General features: G+C 50.6%; 20 protein-coding genes. 12 read left to right on the top strand and 8 right to left on the bottom strand.

Features of this window, described 5'->3' with window-relative positions:
* The first annotated feature begins 343 nt into the window (after positions 1-343).
* Both BQ7489_RS16980 and BQ7489_RS16975 read left to right on the top strand, forming a co-directional pair.
* On the top strand, positions 344-2,620 hold the full coding sequence (locus BQ7489_RS16980; RefSeq protein WP_072532345.1) for a toll/interleukin-1 receptor domain-containing protein: 2,277 nt from the start codon (positions 344-346) through the stop codon (positions 2,618-2,620).
* Between the two features lie 357 nt (positions 2,621-2,977).
* A complete protein-coding gene (locus BQ7489_RS16975; RefSeq protein WP_162617837.1) occupies positions 2,978-3,325 on the top strand; it encodes a hypothetical protein in 348 nt (115 codons plus the stop codon).
* A 50-nt stretch (positions 3,326-3,375) separates the two neighbouring features.
* On the opposite strand, the gene BQ7489_RS16970 is transcribed toward BQ7489_RS16975, so the two are convergent.
* Complete coding sequence (locus BQ7489_RS16970; protein WP_072532343.1) at positions 3,376-3,897, bottom strand: glycoside hydrolase family 108 protein; 522 nt, start codon at positions 3,895-3,897, stop codon at positions 3,376-3,378.
* A 348-nt stretch (positions 3,898-4,245) separates the two neighbouring features.
* On the opposite strand from BQ7489_RS16970, the gene BQ7489_RS16965 reads away from it, so the two are divergent.
* From BQ7489_RS16965 to BQ7489_RS16920, 10 genes are all read left to right on the top strand, one after another.
* The gene (locus BQ7489_RS16965; protein WP_072532342.1) at positions 4,246-5,151 is read left to right on the top strand and encodes an Rpn family recombination-promoting nuclease/putative transposase; all 906 of its coding nucleotides are present in this window, start codon (positions 4,246-4,248) and stop codon (positions 5,149-5,151) included.
* Complete coding sequence (locus BQ7489_RS16960) at positions 5,148-5,678, top strand: Pvc16 family protein (RefSeq protein WP_072532341.1); 531 nt, start codon at positions 5,148-5,150, stop codon at positions 5,676-5,678. Before BQ7489_RS16965 ends, BQ7489_RS16960 begins: the two co-directional genes overlap by 4 nt.
* A gap of 356 nt (positions 5,679-6,034) precedes the next feature.
* Positions 6,035-6,265, top strand: a complete 231-nt coding sequence (locus BQ7489_RS16955; RefSeq protein ID WP_204352779.1) for a hypothetical protein — start codon at positions 6,035-6,037, stop codon at positions 6,263-6,265.
* 35 nt (positions 6,266-6,300) lie between these two features.
* Positions 6,301-8,967 (top strand): protein kinase domain-containing protein, encoded by a 2,667-nt coding sequence (locus BQ7489_RS16950; protein WP_072532340.1) that lies wholly within the window; start codon positions 6,301-6,303, stop codon positions 8,965-8,967.
* 110 nt (positions 8,968-9,077) lie between these two features.
* Positions 9,078-10,127 carry a mannose-1-phosphate guanylyltransferase gene (locus BQ7489_RS16945; RefSeq protein ID WP_072532353.1) on the top strand — a complete coding sequence of 350 codons (1,050 nt, stop codon included), beginning with the start codon at positions 9,078-9,080 and terminating at the stop codon, positions 10,125-10,127.
* A 16-nt stretch (positions 10,128-10,143) separates the two neighbouring features.
* A complete protein-coding gene (locus BQ7489_RS16940) occupies positions 10,144-11,616 on the top strand; it encodes a capsule assembly Wzi family protein (protein WP_072532339.1) in 1,473 nt (490 codons plus the stop codon).
* Complete coding sequence (locus tag BQ7489_RS16935; RefSeq protein WP_162617836.1) at positions 11,613-12,074, top strand: lipocalin-like domain-containing protein; 462 nt, start codon at positions 11,613-11,615, stop codon at positions 12,072-12,074. The genes BQ7489_RS16940 and BQ7489_RS16935 overlap by 4 nt, the downstream gene beginning before the upstream one ends.
* A gap of 27 nt (positions 12,075-12,101) precedes the next feature.
* Positions 12,102-12,614, top strand: coding sequence for a UpxY family transcription antiterminator (locus BQ7489_RS16930; RefSeq protein ID WP_072532338.1), 513 nt, complete (start codon positions 12,102-12,104; stop codon positions 12,612-12,614).
* Positions 12,595-15,477, top strand: coding sequence for a bifunctional fucokinase/fucose-1-phosphate guanylyltransferase (locus tag BQ7489_RS16925; RefSeq protein WP_394334086.1), 2,883 nt, complete (start codon positions 12,595-12,597; stop codon positions 15,475-15,477). Before BQ7489_RS16930 ends, BQ7489_RS16925 begins: the two co-directional genes overlap by 20 nt.
* Before the next feature lie 22 nt (positions 15,478-15,499).
* Positions 15,500-16,729, top strand: a complete 1,230-nt coding sequence (locus tag BQ7489_RS16920) for a sugar MFS transporter (RefSeq protein WP_072532337.1) — start codon at positions 15,500-15,502, stop codon at positions 16,727-16,729.
* Here the strand turns inward: BQ7489_RS16920 and BQ7489_RS16915 are convergent.
* The 7 genes from BQ7489_RS16915 to serC all read right to left on the bottom strand — a co-directional run bounded on the left by BQ7489_RS16915 (position 16,716) and on the right by serC (position 24,334).
* The gene (locus BQ7489_RS16915; RefSeq protein ID WP_072532336.1) at positions 16,716-17,105 is read right to left on the bottom strand and encodes a GtrA family protein; all 390 of its coding nucleotides are present in this window, start codon (positions 17,103-17,105) and stop codon (positions 16,716-16,718) included. The genes BQ7489_RS16920 and BQ7489_RS16915 overlap by 14 nt on opposite strands.
* A 139-nt stretch (positions 17,106-17,244) precedes the next feature.
* Positions 17,245-19,005 carry an aspartate--tRNA ligase gene (gene aspS, locus BQ7489_RS16910; protein ID WP_072532335.1) on the bottom strand — a complete coding sequence of 587 codons (1,761 nt, stop codon included), beginning with the start codon at positions 19,003-19,005 and terminating at the stop codon, positions 17,245-17,247.
* Between the two features lie 73 nt (positions 19,006-19,078).
* Positions 19,079-20,068 carry a porin gene (locus tag BQ7489_RS16905; protein ID WP_239496998.1) on the bottom strand — a complete coding sequence of 330 codons (990 nt, stop codon included), beginning with the start codon at positions 20,066-20,068 and terminating at the stop codon, positions 19,079-19,081.
* 163 nt (positions 20,069-20,231) lie between these two features.
* On the bottom strand, positions 20,232-20,855 hold the full coding sequence (locus BQ7489_RS16900; RefSeq protein WP_072532350.1) for an IMPACT family protein: 624 nt from the start codon (positions 20,853-20,855) through the stop codon (positions 20,232-20,234).
* Positions 20,856-20,956: 101 nt separating this feature from the next.
* Positions 20,957-22,204, bottom strand: a complete 1,248-nt coding sequence (locus BQ7489_RS16895; protein ID WP_072532333.1) for a DUF1015 domain-containing protein — start codon at positions 22,202-22,204, stop codon at positions 20,957-20,959.
* Positions 22,205-22,218: 14 nt separating this feature from the next.
* Positions 22,219-23,142, bottom strand: a complete 924-nt coding sequence (locus BQ7489_RS16890) for an NAD(P)-dependent oxidoreductase (protein ID WP_072532332.1) — start codon at positions 23,140-23,142, stop codon at positions 22,219-22,221.
* Positions 23,143-23,263: 121 nt separating this feature from the next.
* On the bottom strand, positions 23,264-24,334 hold the full coding sequence (serC, locus tag BQ7489_RS16885; protein WP_072532331.1) for a 3-phosphoserine/phosphohydroxythreonine transaminase: 1,071 nt from the start codon (positions 24,332-24,334) through the stop codon (positions 23,264-23,266).
* Positions 24,335-24,448: the final 114 nt, after the last annotated feature.

Raw genomic sequence — 24,448 nt, 5'->3', positions numbered from 1 at the left:
GATGATTGCTCGGCGGCATAACGGGATTTGCTGTCATAAAACCGCCATACAGGGATATTGAGCTCCTCTAATCTTGACTTATAAGTCACTTTGTGCTCTTTGCAGTAGTTCATTATCTCTACTACTTTTTCTCGTGTCATCATAACTTTGCTTTTTGGACGTAAAGTTAATGATGGAAGTTGGAGATAAAAATACGTGGTTTACCGAATGCTTACAAACAATCTCGGGGGAAAATATGAAAAAAACATTAACTTTATCCCGTGAGGAGCAGTAACGGTATACCGTTCTTGCTGTATAAGCAGACCGACGTAACGAAGCTACACAATTAGAAAAGATACACGAGATGGAAAAGACATTCAATTATTACGCCTTTATTAGCTATAAAAGGGAAGATAAAAAATGGGCCAAATGGTTGCAGCATAAACTTGAATATTATAAACTTCCCGTAACGCTGAAAAAGCAGAATCCAACTTTACCAAATAAAATACGTCCCATCTTCAGAGATTCTACAGATCTTGAACCGGGATTCTTGACAGAAAAAATAAAGGACGCCCTGAATGCATCGAAATTTCTTATTGTAATCTGTTCGCCCAATGCTGCAAAATCCACCTGGGTAAACAAAGAAGTGGAAATATTCATAGAAAGCGGCAGAACAGATAAAATTATTCCTTTCATTATTGATGGAACTCCGAATGCCATGGAACCCGAAAAAGAATGCTTTCCACCTTACCTGCGAAAAACATCGACTGGAACAGACATACTAGGAGCCGACATTCATGAAATGGGACGGGATGCCGCTTCTATCAAAGTTATTTCCAGTATGTTTAACATCCGATTTGATGAACTTTGGCAAAGATATAAAAGGGATAAGAAGAAACAGCAACTATACATTATAGCAGCTGCCATACTGGCTTTTTTGGCAGCAATCAGTATCGGTTTTTTATACATAGACAGGAATAGAGCCAATAAAGAATTACAACGGACAAATAAAAAACTGGAAACAATAAACGTTACAATAGATAAGGAACGAATCCGACTATTGGCTACCAATGCTTCTGCACTAGTTGAAAAAGGAGAAGTTCTGCCCGCTCTAAGAATGGCAGTGGAATGGTTACCGTCTACAAACAACAATCGGCCTTTTGTGCCTGAAATGATGAGTGTACTGAACAAATCCATGTATCTGCTATCCAACAAGGAATATAAGATTATTGATAAAATTTACGATGAAAAGGTTTCCATCAGTCCCGATGGCAGATGGGGAGCGTATACTCTTCAGGGAGAATTCTACCTGTATGACTACCATAAACAGACATCTTACCACCTGAAAGGGCATGACATAACAGACGAATATGATTTTAAATTTTCTACCGATTCGAAAATTTTATATGGAAGAGGAATTTACAAGTGGATGGCATGGGAAACAAATACAAAGAAAAGTCTGAACCCAGACAGTATGTGTGTAATCAAAAAAGACAATTATGAGGATATAGCAAATGTAGTAATACCCGGTACCTATCAGTACGTATCCAATACTGATTCTATAAAATATAATGCTGCATCGATTTCATATAATAAGACAAACGACGGAGAATATGCATTTATTATAAGAGATGAAAACAATAATATAATTGGAGAACAAGATGCTTTTGCCGATATGACCCCCAACATCGATTATGCTTTCAACCCTACCACACCAGAAATAACATTCCTGAAAAAACTATCTCAAACATCATATGAAATGTATCAGTATGGCATTACAGACAACGAATATAAACTTAAATATTCATACTTGACAAACGGTTCAGCTCCTGATGAAAATTCACCATATATACTATATTTACCAACGGGAAAAGAAATCTGCATAAACGGGCAACTGCTCAGCCGCAAATATGTCAAGCTATATCAGCCAACATATAAAATGTTACCAAACGTGTCGAAAGTAAAAGATTTTAAAAAGATAATCCGATACGACAACAAGACATGGCAAGAAATAGACAGGAATGAGGATATCCGGTTATATATGTCCGAAAATCAAGATGAGATAAATAGTAACATAAAGATTTTATGGCATAATGTAAAATCGGACACTTATAAAAGCTTTACCCCTTTCCTGCCTTATTCACTAGGAAACGGAATAGCATATCTGTTTACGGCTTATATTGCAGACGATACACATGTGCTTTGTGTTGCCGGTCAGGAAAGACACCTGATACTGGATGTGACATCGGATGAAAGGAGGTATCTCGAAGAATATAATATAAACACGATGTATAATTCCACATATGATTTTACACATATAGACATCTACATAGTAGCTGCACAATTATTCAATAATAGACAAAATCTGTTCACCATCAGCCAAGGCGGAACCGTTTCCATATTCGATGTACCATCCGGATGCTTAGTGAAAGAATTTATCATTCCTTATAAAAATGAAGAGAAATTTAAATATTATTATTCTGTAGAATCAGCTTATATAAACCAGACTGGTACTGAAATTACTGTTACTATAACCGAAAACAGTAATAATGCAGAAAAATATAGCCTGGTATGTAAAGTCCCTGATGAACGTACCTTAGTAGACCATGCCATCAAAGCACTGAATAATTTCTGGAATTAAACATAAAAGCATCATAACCTCCTTCAAATAAAAATATAACAGAAAAAGAAAAAAACAATCCAACCTAAAAAAGGCAATGCGATGAAACAGAGATATGCATTCATAATGCTATAACCACCAAGACATGAAGACAGCCAGATAATACCGGAATCCTGTCGGAACATTTAAAGACAAATTGAGCGTAAGCAAGGATAATGCCGAAGGAATGAGGAAATACGTTACGGGCAAACATAGCATATGGCCTTTACGCAGTACGAAAAGAATGGACCAAACGAAATAAACGGCAGCAGAGAGAGGGTGTGTAAAAACTGACATTTCCTCTTTTTGTTTATTATCACCTTAAAAGACCAACTTACCATGAAAAAGACAAAGATACACATTGGGAAAATATTAAGATTCCACGGCAAGCAGTATGCTTCTGTGGGGTATTTCTACAAGCTGAAATACAATGAAAAGGACTTCGATGCAAATTATTACTACCACGAACTCTACAAGCCCAGGATGGAAGATTATCATTTCAATCCGAAGACGGGAAAGAAGGAATACAGGGCTCCGTGCGGAAGCGATGAAAAAGAAATATGTTATGTGCTGACCGCCCGAAGATTCGGTATATTCAAGGTAGAAGAAACGCAACTATTCCAAAAACAGACGGAATTGCATGTATGTCACTACATCCTGGCCCTGCCTTTTTCATTCATAAAATAATTATCGGGCAACGGAGATGTAGTATATGATAGACGGATGCCTGCCGCGTTTTATCCGAGGAAACGGAAAGCCCTGATGCGGTTCTCCCACCCTTTCCGGAACTTCCGGTTGGCGGGCCGGGAGGTGCAGATGCGGTCGATGTACTCGAAACGGGCCTGCTTGATACGGCCGAAAAGCTCGGCCTGAGGGCTGTAGGAATGGAGGGCGGCAAGGGTGTTTTTCCCTACGATGCCGTCGGCGGTGACGTCCAGGATCTGCTGCGGAATCCTGATGCCGTATACGCCGGATGCCCATACCCAGTCGACCAGGATATTGGCTACCGACTGGTCACGGATCCGGTCGGCCTGCCAACGGTCCCAGTAATACGTCTTCAGAATATCGGTCCACTCCTCGCGAGAGAGGTTCTTCAGGTCATCGACTGTGGGAGCAGGTAATTTTCTGCTTTTCCGGTACTGGCGGTAAGTGGCCAGAGTTACTCCCATATTGGTGGCCCCGCCCAGATCGTCGGGGTCGTTGACAAAACCGCCCTCCCACTTCAGGATGAGCGGTACAAGTACGTTGATGTCTGCCATAAATGTATATCGGTTGGTTTAAATTTATTTCTTAAGTTACTCATTTTTCCGGAGACGGCCAAACCAAGCAAAGCGAAACCGGCTGAAGATAGACTCCTCCCTCGAAGAACAACTTAAAACCAGTCCGTTCAAGGATGCCATTGATGTACTGCCCAGCACTCTGAACATAGGTGAAAAGAGCTATCAAGAACGGAACAGGAAAGCCACATCTGATGAATGTTTTGCCATAACACGGCTGCTACGTTTTTTGCATCTCTTTTTTAATTTATTACTTCGAAACCTATTCGTTTTTCTGAAAATTATTTATTTTCTTTGTGACAAAGAAATGACCTCAAAATAGATTGCCCTATGGAAAGTTATATTCGGTTTGACTGGGCCATGAAGCGTCTGCTGCGCAACAAGGCCAATTATGCGGTGCTGGAAGGACTGCTCACCACGCTGTTAGAAGAAAAAGTGACCATCCACAAGCTGCTGGAAAGTGAAAGCAACCAGGAGGATGAGTTTGACAAGTATAACCGTGTGGACATGCTGGCGGAAAACTCGAAAGGTGAACTGGTGCTCATTGAGGTGCAGAACAACAACGAGTATGCATACTTCCAGCGCATGCTGTTCGGCGCATCAAAGCTCGTGACGGAATACATCAACCGCGGCGAAGGATACGAGAATGTGCGGAAGGTGTACAGCGTGAACATCGTGTATTTCTCGCTGGGACACGGGAAGGACTTCGTGTATCACGGAAAGACGGAATTCGTGGGCATACATGAGGGGGACATCCTGGAACTGAGTCCCTTCCAGAAACAGACGTTCAAGGTGGACAAGGTGAGCCAGCTCTATCCGGAGTATTACATCCTGAAGGTGAACGACTTCAACCGGGTGGCCAAGACGCCGCTGGAGGAATGGATCTATTACCTGAACACGGGGAACGTGCCGGAACATGCCACGGCACCGGGACTGGACAAGGTGAAGGAGCAACTGAAGCTGGACCGCATGAGCCGGGAAGAGCTGAAGGCGTATTACAAACACCTGGACAACATCGTGATTCTGCGGGACAATATCATGACAGAACGTGCGGAAGGTCGTGCGGAAGGTCGTGCGGAAGGTCGTGCGGAAGGTCGTGCGGAAGGTCGTGCGGAAGGACGTGCGGAAGAAAAAACCGCCATAGCACGCAACCTGAAAGCACTGGGACTGACTACCGCACAAATCGCACAGGCTACCGGCCTGACTGAAAAAGAAATAGAAAACATCACATTATGATACGCAAGATATTGACAACATACGCCACACTGCTGGAAGAATACCTCTCCCGCTTCCATAACCGCCCCGAGGGGCTTGCTACAGTGGGACAGATAGGGAATAACCTGGAAGAAAAGCCCGACAAGATGGTAATCGGCCTGCTGAACGTGGAAAAAGAAACGGCAGGAAACATTTCGGCTCCTATGCGACAGACGGAAAACGGATATGTACGGATGCGGCCTCCCCTGCTGCTGAACCTGAATGTGATGATTGCCGCCGTGTTCGACGGACGGCTATACGCAGAATCGCTCTCCATGCTTTCTGACACCCTGCGCTTTATGCAATCTGAACCGGAATTCGAAGTGGACGGCACCATTTACACGATAGAGATTGTCAACCTCTCTCTGCAGGACCAGAACAACATGTGGACTCTGCTGGGAGGACAGTATTATCCGTCGGTGGTATGCAAGATACGCCGGCTCTGCATTGACGGGAAACAGATAACTGCGGGCGGAACCAACGTAGGACGACCTGTGGTGGAGATGTAAAAAACGGATGGCATGGAAGGTTACAACAGACTATACCGCATGACCGTAAGACACGAGTATTTCGGAGAAAGCCCGTGCCCTTCACTGAAACTCCGCATCTCACCCGGAAGCGAGGCACTGATGCACCGCAGGGGAATGATGGTCCGTGAAGAAACGGCGGGAAGCTGGAGCCTGTTCTTTACGGAGGAGCCGGACACGGACACCGATGTGCTGTATATGGACCTGTGTATCACCGATCCTGCATTTGTTCTCTATACCGACTGGTCCGGATTCCGCCCGGCTGACAGCTACGAACTGCAGTTGCCTGAATCGGGAGGAGAACTTGACGCCGTTTCCAGTCGGTCGTCTATTTCCCGATGCCCGACGAAGAACTCCGCCGCGAGCTTTGGCGGAACATGCTGCCCAAGAAATGGCTGGGACAGCAGGCCGACGATCTCATCGCCCTTGCCGCCGGAACGGAACTTTCCGGCGGGTCCATCACCAACGTGGTGCGCCGTTGCGCCCTACAGCTCCTCATGTCCGGCAAGGAAACGCTGGACGTGCAGACATTGAAGGATGCACTGGAAAAAGAAAAGGCAAAATTATGATTGGCCAAAACTGAAGGACTCTTGGAATACCTGCCATGAAAAACAAAGAACTGATAGAACAACAGATAGAACAATGCCTGCGTAACCATATACCATCGGCAACCGTACTTTCCGAAGCAACCCGAGAGGACATATCGTGTGCCGTACGACAGGTAATGCGTGACAATCCCGACATCTTCTGGTTCTCGCATCAGTGGGAATACAAAGAAGGTAGGGTTTCATTCCATTATGCCCTGGAAAAGGAAGAGAGTGAAAAGGGAATGGAACAGATAAAGGACGTCATAAAAAACGATTTCCGCATGGAAGAGGTGCGGAAACTGACAACAGCCGGGCAAGTGATGTATGTATACAAATGGATTGCCCTGTATTGCAGATACAACATCCATTCGGCCCATAACCAGACCATCTATAGCGTATTCGTTTACCGTAACTCCGTATGTACCGGCATAGCCAAGGCGGCACAATATCTCCTACAGCTGCTGGGCATTGAAAGCAGACTGGTATTCGGCAAGATGAACAACAGTGAGGCTGACAGCCGCCACTGCTGGCTGACCGTAAAGGTAGATGAGAAGTGGTATCACCTTGACCCCACCTTTGCGATGCCGGAAACGGAAAAGATCCTGCGTGAATCAGGAACTGAACCTACGGTTGGAGCAGACTCTCTGTTCTATAACTTTTTCTGTACGGACACATCTGCCATCAGACAGTCGAGGACGATAGAGGAAGAGGAGCTGCTACCGCACTGCGACGGCAACATCGGCTATACCCGATATCAGGACATCGACGTCGCCCCGTCAAGGAACGGAAATGCCGGAGGATTGGGATGTCTCCTTTCTGATTCGGGAAGTACATCGGAGATTTATCTGGCACACAATCAAGACAAACATTGCCGCCGGCAGTCGGTAGCCAAAGTGTTCAAAAACGATCCGGACCATGAACTGTTACGCAAGGAACTGACCGTGGCAAGTGAAAATACGATAAGGCATATCCTGCACGCCACAAACGCCGATTTCAATAAGGGTATACTCTATATTGAACAGGCAACTCCTCTGGCGGCAATCCTTGCAAGCCACTATTTCAAACTGACCATCAATGACTTCTGCCTCCTGATACTTGACGTTATAGCGGGGCTGGAAGAGCTTCTGGCACATGGCATCGTATACAGGGATATCCATCTCAACAACATATACCTGACAGATGACGTTGAAAACGGACGCAACCTGTATAAGCTAGGTGACTTCGGCAGCTGTACCTTTACCGGAAAAGCGGGAAAATACGCCGGGATGACAGACAGAGGCGGTGTGGGCAGCAAATGGTACATGGCTCCAGAGACAATACGGGAAAACTTATTCGACGAACGTTCGGCCGTGTATGTCACAGGTATGATGGCCTATCACCTGCTCAACAACTTGTATCCTCCCTTGTGGCTGGAATACGGTGAAAGAGCACACAATCTCCGGATGAACAGGGTCCGGATTCCCAGACCATCCCTGCTGATGAAGCCGGAATACAGCAACCTTGACTTTCCATTTCTGCCCAAGGCCATAAGCTACGAGCCTTCGGACAGATATGAATCACTGGATGCTTTCAAGACAGACGTACTGGATTTCATGCGCGGGCATCAGCAGGAAGGGAACCTTCTTCTCATCAGCGGCGGCAGATTCTCTTCAAGCCCCGCGCAGAAGACCGTAGAAAAATTCTGCTCTACATGCATCGGCCCGCATATCGGGGTTCGGAAGGATATACCAGTATCTTATTCCCCATCGGCCGGGAATACCCGGCAGGAGGCAGAGCCTTCGAGATCCGGACAGGGTGCACCCAGACGTACCGGAGGACTCTTAGGCCGACTAAGGCAACTGTTTACAGGCAACGGTGACATGAAGGGTGAAAGCAAGCAGCCCCAGCCGTCGAAAGTCAACGCTTCCGTATTCGCTCCGGCAGAGACCAGCCCCGGTGACTACATGCTTGTACAGGTCTTTCTCTACCAGGACGGATGGGAAGACACGGTGATGCGCAAGGCAACGGAAGTGGATTCACAGGCTATACGCCGTAATTTCACCCCTCTTTCCGTCCTGCTGAAACAGGGAGACACGGTAAGGGTATGCCTGAACATGTGCGGTGAAGGGGTAGAAATAACGGATGAGCCTGTACGGGAACTGACATGGCAAGGGAGTCTTGCGGACTGCCAGTTCGGAGTATCCGTAAAAGACGGTTTCAGGGCATCTGTCCTTATCGGAACCGTGGTAGTGTCTGTAAACGGAATACCTGCCGGAAAAATGCTGTTCAAGACCAATGTAGTACGTAACCCGCAAAACCTGTATACAAATGTGGAATGCAGGACCTTCCATAAAATTTTCATTTCGTATTCACACAAGGATGAAGCGCAGGTAAAATATATAGCCGAAGCCTATAGGGCACAGGGAGTGGATTATTTCTTTGACCGGCATTACCTGAAAGCCGGCGATATCTATCCTGTCATGATAAGGCAATATATCGACTCGTCGGACCTGTTTATCCTATGCTGGTCGAAGAATGCCGCCGAGAGTGAATACGTTACACTCGAACGCCGGCAGGCACTGGCACTGGCCTATCCGCAGGTAGACCCGGAAAAAGCCACCCTCACCATCCATCCCATCAGCATCAAACCTCATGCGGAATATCCGGAGGACATGGCTACGGTCTATAATTTTGAGGAAGTATGACAAACGGCTTATTCTTGCGGAAACAGTCAAAACCTATTTTCATAGGAAAAGAAAGCCTTTCGTACCGAATATATGATTACCTTTGTAAACGAAATTCAAAAGACAACAACATGGAACATAACCATATCGTTATTATGGCGGGCGGCATAGGAAGCCGCTTCTGGCCGATGAGTACACCCGAATACCCGAAACAGTTCATTGACGTGATGGGCTGCGGAAAATCACTGATACAGCTTACGGTAAACCGGTTTGCGGGCATCTGTCCCCCGGAAAACTTCTGGGTGGTGACCTCGGAGAAATATACGGACATCGTGAAGGAACAGCTTCCCGACATTCCCGCACAGCATATACTGGCAGAACCTGAAGCGAGAAACACGGCACCGTGTATAGCCTACGCCTGCTGGAAAATAAGGATGCAGGACGAGCAGGCGAACATTGTGGTGACGCCTTCGGATGCGCTGGTGATTGATACAGCCGAATTCAAACGGTGCATACAGACGGCGCTGGCCTTTACGGAAACGGGGGGCCGCATCGTTACTCTGGGTATCCGACCGACACGGCCGGAAACAGGCTACGGCTACATCTGCGCGGCAGAGAAGCTGGAAGGCAGTGAAATACACCGGGTAGACTCGTTCCGTGAGAAACCGAACCTGGAAACGGCAGAGAAATACCTGGCGGCAGGAAACTACCTGTGGAACGCGGGGATCTTTGTGTGGAACGTGGAGACGATTACGAAGGCTCTGCGGACGTATGCGCCGCAGATTGCAGGGGTGATGGACGAACTGACGCCCAGTCTGTATACGGAGAAGGAACAGGAGGAACTGAAACGCCTCTTCCCTACCTGCGAGAAGATCTCGATAGACTATGCGGTGATGGAGAAGGCAGAAGGGATCCATGTGCTGCCGGCCGACTTCGGATGGAGCGACCTGGGTACGTGGGGATCGCTGCACGCACAGCACAGTCATGACGCCGACAACAATGCGGTGATAGGCGGCAACGTGAAGCTGTACGACTGCCGCAACTGTGTGGTGCACGCCAACCAGGAAAGCAAGGTGGTGCTGGAAGGACTGGACGGATACATCGTGGCGGAACGCGACGGACGCCTGCTGGTGTGCAGACTGGACCAGGAACAGCACATCAAGGAATACTCACAGGAATAAAAGACGAAGAAACCGGATGAAACGATTACTAGGAACTTTATTATGCCTGGCGGGAGGACTGTTTCCTGCCGCCGCAGGGGCACAGACGGACTCTACGCTGACGTACCGGGTGGAAGCGAGCGCAAACGCATCGGACGGCACCTACGCCCCGCTGTGGTTTACCGCCAACCGCTTCGGACTTTCGAGCGAAAAGCCTAACAGCGGGTATCTGCGTGCGGGGCTGACTTACCGCAAGGAGATGAAACACCACTGGCGACTGGAAACGGGTGTGGACCTGGCCGGAACGGCAAACCAGACGGCCGACTTCGTGGTGCAGCAGCTGTATGCCGACATAGCGTGGAAAATGCTGACGCTGAGCGTGGGAAGCAAGGAGCGGTACGGATTTCCGCTGGAGAAGAACCACGAACTGAGCAGCGGGATGATGGTGGAAGGACCGAACGCACGGCCGGTGCCGCAGGTGCGGCTCACGGTCGACTACCTGACGGTGCCGGGTACGGGAAACTGGATAGCCATGAAGGCTCACATAGCCTACGGACTGTTTACCGACGGCAACTGGCAGGAAAGTTATGTGCCCGTAGGTGCATCGTATACGAAGAATGTGCTGATGCACAGCAAGTCGCTGGCTATGCGCATAGGGAACCGGGAAAAGTTCCCGATGGAATTTGAGGTGGGCATCCTGCATGCGGCACAGTTCGGAGGGAAACGTATGACCATGACCGCCGACGGGGGGAAGCTGGTATCGAACATGCCGAACGGACTGAAGGACTTCTTCAAAATCCTGATTCCGAAACATGAGAGTACGCTGCAGAACGTGCAGGGAAACCACTGCGGAAGCTGGAACTTTGCACTGACCTATTATGGAGAAGACTGGAAAGTACGGGGATATCTGGAGCATTACTACGAGGACCACTCGCAGATGTTCTGGCAGTACGGACGCTGGAAGGACGGACAGCTGGGACTGGAGGTGACGCTCCCGAAGAACAGGTGGGTATCGGCCCTGCTGTGGGAAGGGATGGCTACCAAGGACCAGACCGGACCGCTGCTGTATGACGGTGTGGGCGGATCGTTCCACGACGTGCAGCAGAGCGGAGGCGACAACTACTTCAACAACGGCGAGTACCTGGGCTGGCAGCATTGGGGTGCCGCACTGGGGAACCCGCTGATACCGGGACCGCAGTATAATGCCAACCATACCAACTCATTCAAGAGCAACCGGGTACGCTCGAACCATGTGGGCGTATCGGGCAACCCTTCAAGCGAATGGAGCTACCGTATCCTGGCTTCGATGGTGCGCCACTGGGGAACCTATTCGGCTCCGCTCGACAAGCAGCACAAGCAGTTCAGCTCACTGTATGAGGTGACTTACCGTCCGGCATGGGCCGCAGGATGGAGCGTTTCGGCCGCACTGGGACTGGACAGAGGAAATTACCTGGGGAACAGCACCGGGGGCATGATTACACTGAAAAAGACGGGAGGACTCCTGAAATGATACGGAAGGAAAGACTATACCAGATACTGCTGCCGGTATGGATACTGGCGGCTGTGCTGTGCCTGAACGGGTGCAGCAAGGCACCCATCAACGACAAGCTGGAAGGCATGTGGAAACTGGAATCGTTCACTACGCTGGACGACGGGACCGGACACCGGTGTGAACGCATCTACTACAGCATTACACGCCAGGTGGTGGAAGTGGCCGAGAAACAGGGTGAAAACGGATACGGTGCCTTTATAGGACGGTTGGAATACCTGGATGACAACGCTGTAGCCATGAGTGAGTTCAAGGTGAGGGCGGCAACCAGCGACAGCAAGAAGAACGCTACCGACGAGCAGATGAAACCCTTCGGGATGGACAATGCCGGCTATACCCTTTTCCGGATACAGAAGCTGACGGGCAAGGAACTGGTGCTGGAATCGAATTACGCTACCCTGACTTTCAGAAAGTTCTAAAAATTTCTATTAACTTTGTTTTCCGATATGGAAAAACTACACTGGTATGCGATGTATGTACGCATGCATCACGAAAAGAAAACAGCTGAAAAGCTGGGAATGATGGGCGTGGAACATTACCTGCCTGTACAGGAAGTGGTAAGGCAATGGAGCGACCGGAAAAAGAAGCTGCAGGTGGTGGTGATACCGATGATGATCTTTGTGCGGACAGGCGAAAAGGGACGCATCCGGCTCATGCAGGAGGTTCCCGCCATTACGGGGACACTGATAGACCGCTGCACGCACAGACCTGCCGTGATACGCGACGAGGAGATGGAACGGTTCCGGTTCATGCTCGACTTCTCGGAAGAGGCGGTATCGTTCGTAAGTGAACCGCTTCAGAAGGGTGAACGGGTGCGGGTAATCAAAGGTCCGCTGACCGGACTGGAAGGTGAACTGATCGTGGTGGACGGAAAAACGCAGGTGACGGTACAGATAGACCAGCTGGGATACGCCAAAGTGGAGATTCCGGTGGGGTACATTGAAAAGGCCAACCAATAAATTTACGATGAAGATGAAGAAATTATTGTCGCTTCCACCGAATCTGGTGGAATGTTTCCATGATATCGAACATGCAGACCGGAACGAATGGTTCTGCACCTCGGACCCGATAGGCTGCAAGCTGGGCTCGGGAGGAGGTACGACATGGCTGCTGCAGGCTTGCAAGGAATACGAAGGGAATACGGAAAGTCTGGCGGGATGGCTCGCCAAAGAGAAGCGCATCCTGCTGCACGCGGGTGGACAGAGCCGGCGCCTGCCGGGATATGCGCCTTCGGGGAAGATACTCACCCCTATCCCGGTATTCAGGTGGGGACGCGGACAGAAACTGTCGCAGAACCTGCTGTCACTGCAGCTCCCGCTCTATGAACGGATTATGCGCAAGGCTCCCGACACCCTGCATACCCTGGTGGCCAGCGGCGACGTGTACATACGTGCCACCGAAGCGCTGCAGGAAATTCCGGAAGCCGACGTGGTGTGCTACGGTCTGTGGGCCGACCCGGAACTGGCGAAGAACCACGGGGTGTTTGTTTCATCGAGAAACAACCCGGAAAAGCTGGACTTCATGCTGCAGAAACCGAGTGTGGAAGAGCTGGGCGGACTGATGCAGGACTATCTGTTCCTGATGGACATAGGTATCTGGCTGCTGAGCGACAAGGCCGTGGAACTGATGGCAAAGCGTTCGGTGAAGGACGGGAAGCCGGTATTCTACGACATGTATTCGGAGTTCGGACCGGCACTGGGCGAGCATCCGCGCATAGCCGACGAAGAGCTGAACAGGCTGAGTGTAGCCATACTGCCGCTGCCGGGAGGTGAATTCCACCACTACGGTACAAGCCGGGAGATGATCTCGTCGACACTGGCTGTGCAGAACTGTGTGACCGACCAGCGGGCCATCATGCTGAAGAAGGTAAAGCCGCATCCTTCCATCTTTATACAGAATGCGGTGAACAGCTTCCGGCTGACGGGCGAGAATACGGAGGTATGGATTGAAAACAGCTGTGTGGGTGCCCGATGGACACTGCACAGACGGCATATCATTACGGGGGTACCTGTAAACGACTGGTGCCTGGATGTGCCCGAAGGGGTGTGCATAGACGTGGTGCCGATGGGCGAAACGGAACTGGCAGCGCGCCCGTACGGGTTCAATGACGCCTTCAAGGGGGCGCTGGACAACCAGGCTACGATGTATATGGGCAGACCGGTAAGCGAATGGCTGGCACAGAGGGGACTGACCGCCGGGGAGATTGAACAGAACGGCGACCTGCAGGCTGCCCGGATTTTCCCGGTATGCAAGGATGTGGACGAACTGGGTGCCGTGATGCGCTGGATGACTACGAATCCGGAAGAAGAGGCCGGGAAACGGATATGGACAGAGGCCCGGAAGGTTTCGGCCGACGAGATTTCGGCATACGCCAACCTGCGGCGGCTTACCGCACAGCGGGAGGAGTTCCGCAAGCAGAGCTGGACGGCTCTGGCCAGGAACTATGAGCACAGTGTGTTCTACCAGCTGGACCTGCAGGAGGCTGCCGAGGCATTTGCCCGGTACGGTCTGGAACTGCCGGCCGGACTGCCTGAAACGGCTCCGCTGATGACGCGCATCAACGACGCCATGTTCCGTGCCAGAGTGGCGCAGCTGTCGGCAGCCGGTGATCCGGCGGAAACCGGACGGCAGGAGGAGAAGGCTTTCGGCCTGATGCGCAAAGGGCTGACCGCTACCGTAGACCATAACCAGCATCCTACGATGTCGGTCTACGCCGACCAGATTGTGTGGGGACGGAGCCCGGTGCGGATTGACCTGGCAGGAGGATGGACCGATACCCCACCCTACAGTCTGATGGAAGGAGGTAACGTGGTGAACATCGCCATCGAACTGAACGGACAACCGCCGCTGCAGGTATACGTCAAACCATCGGACCAATACAAAGTGACACTGCGCTCGATCGACCTGGGCGCCATGGAAACCGTATCGACCTACGAGGAGCTGTACAGCTTCAACAAGGTGGGATCGCCCTTCTCGATCCCGAAGGCGGCATTGGTGCTGGCAGGATTCCACCCTACCTTCTCGGCCGAAAAGTTCAACTCGCTGGAGGAACAGCTGAAGGCATTCGGGGCAGGAATCGAGATCACGCTGCTGTCGGCCATCCCGGCAGGATCGGGACTGGGTACCAGCTCAATCCTGGCATCGACCGTGCTGGGAGCCGTGAACGACTTCTGCGGACTAAACTGGGACAAGCATGCCATAGGCAGCCGTACTCTGATACTGGAACAGCTGCTCACTACGGGAGGCGGCTGGCAGGACCAGTACGGCGGGGTGCTGCAAGGAGTGAAGCTGCTGCAGACACAGCCGGGATGGAACCAGGAACCGATGGTGCGCTGGCTGCCTGAACACCTGTTTACCGACGACGAATACCGCCAGTGCCACCTGCTGTACTACACCGGCATAACACGTACCGCCAAGGGCATTCTGGCCGAGATTGTACGGGGCATGTTCCTGAACTCGACAGAACACCTGGAACTGCTGCGGCAGATGAAGCAGCATGCACTGGACCTGTATGACGCCATTCTGCGCAACAACTTCACGGAAACGGGACTGCTGATACGGAAGACCTGGGAACAGAACCAGCGCCTGGATGCAGGGACCAACCCGGAGGCGGTAGCGGCCCTGACGGCACGGATAGATGACCTGTGCCTGGGATACAAACTGCCCGGAGCAGGCGGAGGCGGATACCTCTACATGGTAGCCAAGGATCCGGAAGCGGCCGTGCGCATACGCCAGCGGCTGAACCAGAATCCGCCCAACAACCGGGCACGGTTTGTGGAGATGAGCCTGTCGACCAAAGGGCTGGAAGTAAGCCGGAGCTGATAAACCTAACAATGACATTGAAATGAAATCGAACGCAAAACTGGTAAAGACCCGGGACGGGAAAAACTACCTGACCCCCTTCATACTGATTACGACCCTCTTTTTTCTATGGGGATTCGCACACAGTATCCTGGACGTGCTGAACAAGCATTTCCAGGATGCGCTGAGCATATCGAAAGCTCACTCGGCCATGATACAGGCCGTGGTATACGGCAGCTACTGCCTGATGGCCCTGCCTGCCGGAAACATCATCCGGAAATACGGATACCGGGCAGGCGTGGTGACCGGACTGCTGCTGTACGGTGCAGGCGCCCTCCTGTTCATTCCGGGAGAACGGATCATGTCATTCAACTTCTTCCTGTTCTCGCTGCTGATCATCGGGTGCGGACTGGCCTGCCTGGAGACGGCGGCCAACCCGTACGTTACGGTGCTGGGCGACAGGGAATCGGCCGAACGGCGCATTAACCTCTCGCAATCGTTCAACGGACTGGGATGGATATGCGGGCCGCTGGTGGGCGGACTCTTCATCTTCGCGGCCGACGGCGGTGAAGGCAGTGTGGCAGCTCCCTATGCCATCATAGGCTGTGTGGTACTGGCTGTGGCACTGGTATTCTCCAGAATCAAACTGCCGGAAATTACCGTGGAAGAAGACAAATCGGCCACCCGTGACGGAAACGGGGGCGGGCTGTGGAGCCACCGACGCTTCGTATTCGGGCTGATAGCCCTCTTCTTCTACGTGGCGGCACAGACGGGGGTGAACAGCTTCTTCATCAACTACGTGAATGAAAATGCCGGAATAGAACCGCGTGAAGCCGCTCTGTGGCTGTCGTTCGGAGGAATGGGACTGTTCATGGCCGGACGTATGGCTGCCAGTTGGGTCATGGAATACATACGGGCGGAAAAGATGCTGGCCTACCTGGCTACAGGAGCCGTGGTGAGCATGGTCATCGTGATATTCGGGAAAGGATTCGGGGCGGTACTGGCCTTTTTTCTCTGTTTCCTGTGTGAATCGATCATGTTCCCTACCATCTTCGCCCTGTCGATCAAAGGGCTGGGAGAACACACGAAAAGGGCTTCATCGTACCTCATTATGGGGATAGCGGGCGGAGCAGTGGCTCCTGTAATCATGGGAGTGATAGCCGACCGGATCAACATGGCCACAGGATTTATTGTACCGCTGGTGTGCTACCTGGTTATTCTGGCATTTGCAGCCGACCTGCTGAGAAGCCGGAAGGCCGTCAGCGGAAAGTGACAAACTTATTGGCAAGGAAATTGATGGCCCCATAGATGAAAAGTCCGAAGAACTGGGCCAGATACTCGTTGACATGCAGAAGCTCGACGAGCACGAGCAGAAACATAAACTGGGCGAGATAAGCAATGGCAAACGCCCCGGCAAAAAACAGCATCTGATGCCAGATGCTGTTTTTTTTCGCATCCGGATCAAGAGGAAATATCCAATACTTGCACCACACGAAATTATGGATCTGCGCCACCACATAAGCCGCAATGTTTGCCACCGTATACTCCTGACGGCACAGCTGCATGAGCACCCCTACCACAATGGCGGTGATAACGGCGTTCAGCGTACCGATGACGGCAAACCGGAAGATGCGTACATGTTCTTTCATGACTGGTGAAGTGAGAAGACAAAAGGAATATAAAATACAAACGGAAGCGAAGGGTGTACTGTAACGCTGCAAACTGCAGAACAGACACCCTCCGCTTTATGATAACGGACAGCCGTCGGCTACAAGGCGGAATGACGGATCATTTCTCCTTGATATCGACTATCAGATTCAATTCATCAAGCTGTTTCTGGTCGAGGAAGCCCGGAGCATCGAGCATGACATCACGGCCGGAATTGTTCTTCGGGAACGCGATGCAGTCACGGATGGAATCCAGACCGGCAAACAGGGATACCCAACGGTCGAGACCGTATGCCAGACCTCCGTGAGGAGGAGCACCGAACTTGAAGGCATTCATCAGGAAGCCGAACTGCTCCTGAGCCTTTTCGGGAGTGAAGCCGAGGATCTCGAACATCTTGGCCTGCAGCTGTGAATCGTGGATACGGATAGAACCACCACCTACTTCAACGCCGTTTACTACCATATCGTAGGCATCGGCACGTACGGCAGCCGGATCTGTATCGAGCAACGGAATATCTTCATCTTTCGGGTGAGTGAACGGATGGTGCATAGCCATGAGACGGCCTTCTTCCTCGCTCCATTCGAACATCGGGAAATCGACTACCCAGAGGCAGGCAAACTTGTTCTTGTCACGGAGACCGAGCTGGTTACCCATTTCCAGACGCAGTTCGCACAACTGCTTGCGGGTCTTCATCGCATCGTCGCCGCTCAGGATCAGGATCAGGTCGCCCGGTTTGGCACCGAAGGCTTCCTTCATCTTCTGCAGCACTTCCTGAGAATAGAACTTGTCGACACTCGACTTGACGTTTCCATCGGCTTCGATACGGGCGTACACCATACCTTTCGCACCGATCTGCGGACGTTTCACGAATTCGGTCAGCTGGTCGAGCTGCTTGCGTGTATAGTGTGCAGCACCTTCGGCACAGATACCGCCGATATAGGCTGCATTATCGAATACGGAGAAGCCATAACCCTTGAGGATATCCATCAGTTCGACAAACTTCATGCCGAAACGCAGGTCGGGTTTGTCACTGCCGTAATACTTCATGGCATCGGACCACGGCATACGCAGGAACGGTTCGTTCAGTTCCACGCCGCGCAGTACCTTGAACAGATGCTTGGCCATCCCTTCGAACATTTCGATGATGTCTTCCTGCTCAACGAAACTCATTTCGCAGTCGATCTGGGTGAATTCCGGCTGACGGTCGGCACGGAGGTCTTCATCACGGAAACACTTCACGATCTGGAAGTAACGGTCGAAACCGGAAACCATAAGAAGCTGCTTCAAAGTCTGCGGAGACTGGGGAAGCGCATAGAACTGGCCCGGGTTCATACGGGAAGGAACCACGAAGTCTCGTGCACCTTCGGGAGTGGAACCAATCAGCATCGGAGTCTCCACTTCGAGGAATCCCTTGCTGTCGAGGTAACGGCGCACCTCCATCGTCATGCGGTGGCGCAGTTCCAGATTCTTCCGTACGGCAGTACGGCGCAAATCAAGGTAACGGTACTTCATACGGAGGTCGTCGCCACCGTCGGTATTGTCTTCGATGGTGAAAGGAGGAGTAAGCGCCGTATTCAGGATATTCAGTTCTGAAACGATGATCTCGATATCACCTGTCGGGATATTATTGTTTTTGCTGGAACGTTCGCTAACTGTACCTTTGACCTGAATTACGAATTCACGTCCCAGGTGGTTGGCGCGTTCACAAAGTTCGGCATTGACCTCAGTGTTGAAAACCAGCTGAGTGATACCATAACGGTCGCGGAGGTCGACAAACGTCATTCCGCCCATCTTACGTGTACGCTGTACCCATCCGGCCAGTGTCACATTTTTGCCTGCATCGGCAAGTCTTAATTCGCCGCAAGTATGACTTCTGAACATATTTGTTTAAATATTAGTTTTCCCGGCAAAGGTAGCACATGTTTTTGATTTATGCAATAAAATTAAAAAGACATCAGAAGCGGACCATCATTTCGACCACCAGCTTGTCTTGTTCGGATTCCTTGGCGAAAGAGAGGTCGTCATAAAAATATTTCTCATAGTTGAGACGGAGATCGGCCTGGAAAGGCTTACCGAAGCTGAAGGTAAGTCCGCCGGTGATACGCTTGCGCTGGTAATCGGTGATATACAGCTTTCCGGTATCGGGATCGGATTCACCCGTACTGCTGTCGCCCATATAGTCGAAGCGGGCCAGGAAAGAGATCTTCTTGACAAGTGATTTGGGCTTCTTCATCCACCAGTCGTAGTTCACGAAGGCATCGACCGACCATACATCGTCGAAGGCCGCATGGGCATACCGCTTGTACATGGCCTCTACCTCGAAATGCCAGTTGTTCCAATCGTAGTAGGTACCGGCGTCATACATATAGATATTGTTATGTTCGGGGCGCACACGCTGCGTGCTCAGCGTTAGGTTATATCCCTTGAAAGGCATCATTTCCAGCTTGGCAGAGTAGCACAGCACCTTGTGCCATCCCTTCTGTTCGGTCAGTCCCGAACCGCTGAAAAGTCCCGCCTCGAGCGCGAAGGGGAAACCTTCCTTCTGCGAATACTTCACGGTAGCACCGGCATCACGCAAGCTTCCCATCTGCTTGGCGATGAACGAACGGTTGGCAAAATACTGCTGGTGGGGAGAACGGTGCGCATCGATGGTGAAGGGCACACGCATCTGCCCTACCGTAAAATCCCATCCCTTGAAAGGAGACACGCGGGCAAAGGCGTCGAGCATCTTGATCTGCCCCTCGTCGGAGAGGTCGATTTCGGCCTTATAGCTCACGATGGGCAGCACTTTTCCCGTAATGCTGACACGCGCGTTACGGACCTGGAACCGCTGTTCGTCTGTGGTGGTCTGATACTCATACTTACCACGCACGGTACCGTGGATTTCGGGCAAATATTTCTTCCATTCACTCAAATCGACAGTCTGAGCTGCTGCCGATGCCATACAAAGCGCAAAGGTAAGCGCAGATATTAGCTTTTTCATGTATAAACTTCTCACTACTTTTTAAATCCGCGGCAAAAGTATGCGAAGAAGTTAACGTAATGATGTCATACCTGTTACAAAAACATTTCACAAGAAACACATGTTACAGACAGACGGAAGCGGGCTATTCCAGGGAGGAACCTTCCTCCTCTTCGGGGAAGCGGAGGGTCTCTACCTTTTCCAGACGGGCCCGCAACAGAGGCATGAGCGACTTGCGGATGCGCAGCCGCATGAAGCAGTCCATATCATACGACTGCTCGAGGATTTCGGGCGACTCTTCCTTGACGATACGCATCACATCGTTCATGAACGGATATTCGAAGGCTACTGCCACCGTAGCGTCGACGGTCTTCTCGATAATTTCGGCCTCCCCGAGCGCCTGTGCGGCAGCCGTACGGTAAGCCACAATCAGTCCGCTGGTACCCAGCTTGATACCGCCGAAATACCGCACCACGATGACCAGCACGTCGGTCAGCTCCTTGGAATTGATCTGCCCCAGGATAGGCTTTCCGGCAGTTCCCGAAGGTTCCCCGTTGTCATTGGCACGGAACTCCTTCCTGTCGGCCCCCAGCATGTAGGCATAACACACATGACGGGCATCATAATACTTTTTCTGATATTCTTCAAGGTAAGCCTTGACTTCGGCAAGAGTGCGTACAGGAAGCGCCACAGCAATGAACTTGCTCCTCTTTTCGGTATAGACAGATTCCGACCTGCCGGTTATAGTCTTATATGTATCTTCTTGTATCATGGGTGCAAAAATACAAAAATACAAATGAAGCCTCTTCCTTTTCCGAAAAAAAGGAACGAGGCTTCTGATATATAATAAGTCCCGGTTTAGTCTGGGAATTATTCCAACTTATGGATAACCAGTCCCGAACGCAGTTTCGGTTCAAACCACGTCGTCTTCGGCGGCATGATGTTACCCGTATCGGCAATGTCCATCAGCTGCTTCATGGAAACCGGATAGAGGGCCAGCGCCATCTTCATCTCGCCGCTGTCCACCCGTTTCTTGAGCTCACCCAGTCCGCGGATACCGCCCACGAAATCGATGCGCTTGTCCGAACGCAGGTCCTTGATGCCGAGAATCTCGTCCAGAATCAGATTGGAAGAGATAGTCACGTCAAGCACACCGATCGGGTCATTGTCATCGTACGTGCCCGGTTTGGCCGTGAGGCTGTACCAATGCCCGTCAAGATACAGGGAGAAGTTATGCAAGGCTGCAGGCTTATAGATTTCCGTACCCTTATCCTCCACATCGAAATGCTTCCGCAACGCATCCAGGAACTGCTGCGGAGTCAATCCGTTCAGGTCCTTTACCACCCGGTTATAGTCGATGATGGTGAGCTGACTTGCCGGGAAGCACACAGCCATAAAGTAATTATATTCCTCATCGCCCTTATGATCCGGATTCTGTGCCGCCTTTTCGGCACCGACCAATGCTGCCGCAGCGCTACGGTGATGTCCGTCGGCAATATAAAGGGCAGGAATTTTGGCAAATGTTTCCGTAATGGTAGCGATATCGGCATCGTCATCGATCACCCAGAACGTATGTCCGAATCCGTCGCCCGGTGCAATGAAATCGTATTCCGGCTTGCGGGCCGTATATTTTGCGATGATGGCATCCAGCACGTCATTGTCGGGATAAGCAAAGAACACCGGTTCGATATTCGCATTGTTTACCCGCACATGTTTCATGCGGTCCTCCTCCTTGTCACGGCGTGTAAGTTCATGCTTCTTGATCACCCCGTTCATATAGTCGGGCACGTAAGCCCCCACCACCAGTCCGTACTGCGTCTTGCCGTTCATGGTCTGGGCATAGATGTAATAACAGTCCTTCTTGTCCTGCACCAGCCAACCTTTCTCCTGGAATTTCAGGAAATTCTCGGCGGCCTTTCCATATACGCGGGGATCGTGCTCGTCGGTACCTTCCGGAAAATCGATTTCCGGCTTAATGATATGATAAAGGGATTTCTCGTTGCCTTCCGCTTCGGCACGTGCTTCGGCAGAATTCAGCACGTCGTAAGGCCGGGAAGCCACCTGCTCCACCAGTTCCTTCGGCGGACGAATTCCCTTGAATGGTTTAACGATTGCCATAATGCTTCAGTTTTTTATTTCTTGTTTACACGGAACTTCTCACAACCATCTTTCAGGAAGCCCACAATCTGACGGGCCGCTGCGATACCGGCATTGATATTCGCTTCGGCAGTCTGCGCACCCATCTTCTTCGGTGTAGAGAAATAACGTCCCGGGAACTTGGCCACAAATTCTTCGTTTGCTACCGGCATGATATCGGTCACATACTTCAAATCGGGACGTTCCTCCATCAGTTTGATAAGTTCGGACTCATTGATAACCTCCTTACGGGCCGTATTCACCAGCAGACCGTTTTTCGGCATCCGGTTAACCAGTGCATAATTGATGGAATTCTTGGTTTCGGCTGTTGCCGGAATATGCAGGGAAACTACATTACAGGTTTCATACAGCTCTTCGGCAGAAGATACCGGCTTGATGCCGTCGGCTTCCATGACTTCCTTCGGACAGAAAGCATCGTAAGCGTAAATGTCCATACCGATACCTTTGGCGATACGTGCCACGTTGCGGCCCACATTACCATAAGCGTGGATACCCAGCTTCTTGCCTTTCAGTTCGGTACCCGACTTGCCATCGTAGAAGTTACGGACAGCCATGATCATCAGTCCGAAGGCCAGTTCGGCCACAGCATTCGAGTTCTGTCCCGGAGTATTCATGACACATACACCGTGGGCGGTAGCCTCATCCAGATCCACATTATCGTAACCGGCACCGGCACGTACCACAATCTTCAGTCCGGAAGCGGCATCGAGCACTTCCTTGTCGACAATATCGCTACGGATAATGAGAGCATCCGCATCCTTTACCGCATCGAGCAGCTGTTTCTTGTCGGTATATTTTTCGAGTAAAGCCAATTCATAACCAGCAGCTTCGACTTCCTTCCGGATACCGTCGACAGCTACTTTGGCAAAAGGTTTTTCGGTAGCAACTAAAACTTTCATAATAATCAGATTTATGAGTTTAAAATAAAGAAGAGTTATGAATCACGCCATCCCTGTATGGTATGGAACAATCCATAACTCATCTATATCATTTAATTTCCTAATTTTTCTCTTTTCCGGATCAATGCATCTTTTCGAACTCCTGCATACAGTCGATCAGTGCCTGTACACTTTCTATCGGCAACGCATTATAGCAGGAAGCACGGAATCCGCCTACTGAACGGTGACCCTTGATACCCACCATACCTTTATCGGTAGCGAATTTCAGGAAGTCGGCCTCCAGATCCTTGTATTCATCGGCCATGACAAAACAGATGTTCATGTATGAACGGTCTTCCGGAACGGTTACTGTACCGCGGAACAGCTTGTTACGGTCGATTTCGGAATACAGCATATCGGCACGCTGTTTGGCACGGCGCTGCATTTCCAGAACACCACCCTGTTCCTTCAGCCAGCGGAGAGTCTGCAAGGCAGCATAGATAGGAACTACAGGAGGAGTATTGAACATAGAGCCCTTATCGACATGGGTCTGATAGTTCAACATAGTAGGAATATGGCGGGAAACCTTACCCAACGCATCGTTCTTTACAATGACGAAAGTAACGCCGGCAGGAGCCAGATTCTTCTGGGCACCGCCATAGATACAGATATATTTGGAAACATCGACCGGACGTGAGAAGATATCGGATGACATATCGGCCACCATCGGAACACTGACTTCCGGATCGGCATGCAATTCGGTACCGTAAATGGTATTGTTGGTAGTGATATGGAAATAGTCGGCATCGGCAGGAACCTCAAATCCCTTCGGAATATAGGTATAGCCGTCCTTTTCGGAAGATGCCACTTCGACAGTTTCGCCGAATGCCTTGGCCTCCTTCATTGCCTTCTTGGCCCATGTACCTGTATTAAGATAAGCAGCTTTCTTTTCGAGGAAATTATATGGAACCATACAGAACTCCAGACTTGCTCCGCCACCCAGGAATAATACCGAATAACCTTCGGGAATATTCAGCAGTTCCTTGAACAAGGCTACTGCCTCATCCACTACCGGCTGAAAGTCTTTAGCGCGGTGACTGATTTCCATCAAAGACAGTCCTGAACCGTTAAAATCAAGAATAGCCTGAGCTGTTTTTTCGATTACCTCGCGAGGCAAGATAGAAGGTCCCGCATTAAAATTATGTTTTTTCATTGGAAGTTTGTTTTGGTTAAACAATAAGTTCAAAATGTAACAAGTGCGAATTTAGTCAATATTTTCAGACTTCCAAAAGTTTTTCTAATATTTTTCCCGTATACACCAAGTTAT

The sequence above is a fragment of the Bacteroides ilei genome, from assembly GCF_900128495.1.
Taxonomy (GTDB): domain Bacteria; phylum Bacteroidota; class Bacteroidia; order Bacteroidales; family Bacteroidaceae; genus Phocaeicola; species Phocaeicola ilei.
The sequence above is the reverse complement of the archived record's forward strand: the minus strand, read 5'-3'. Positions and strand labels throughout refer to the sequence as shown.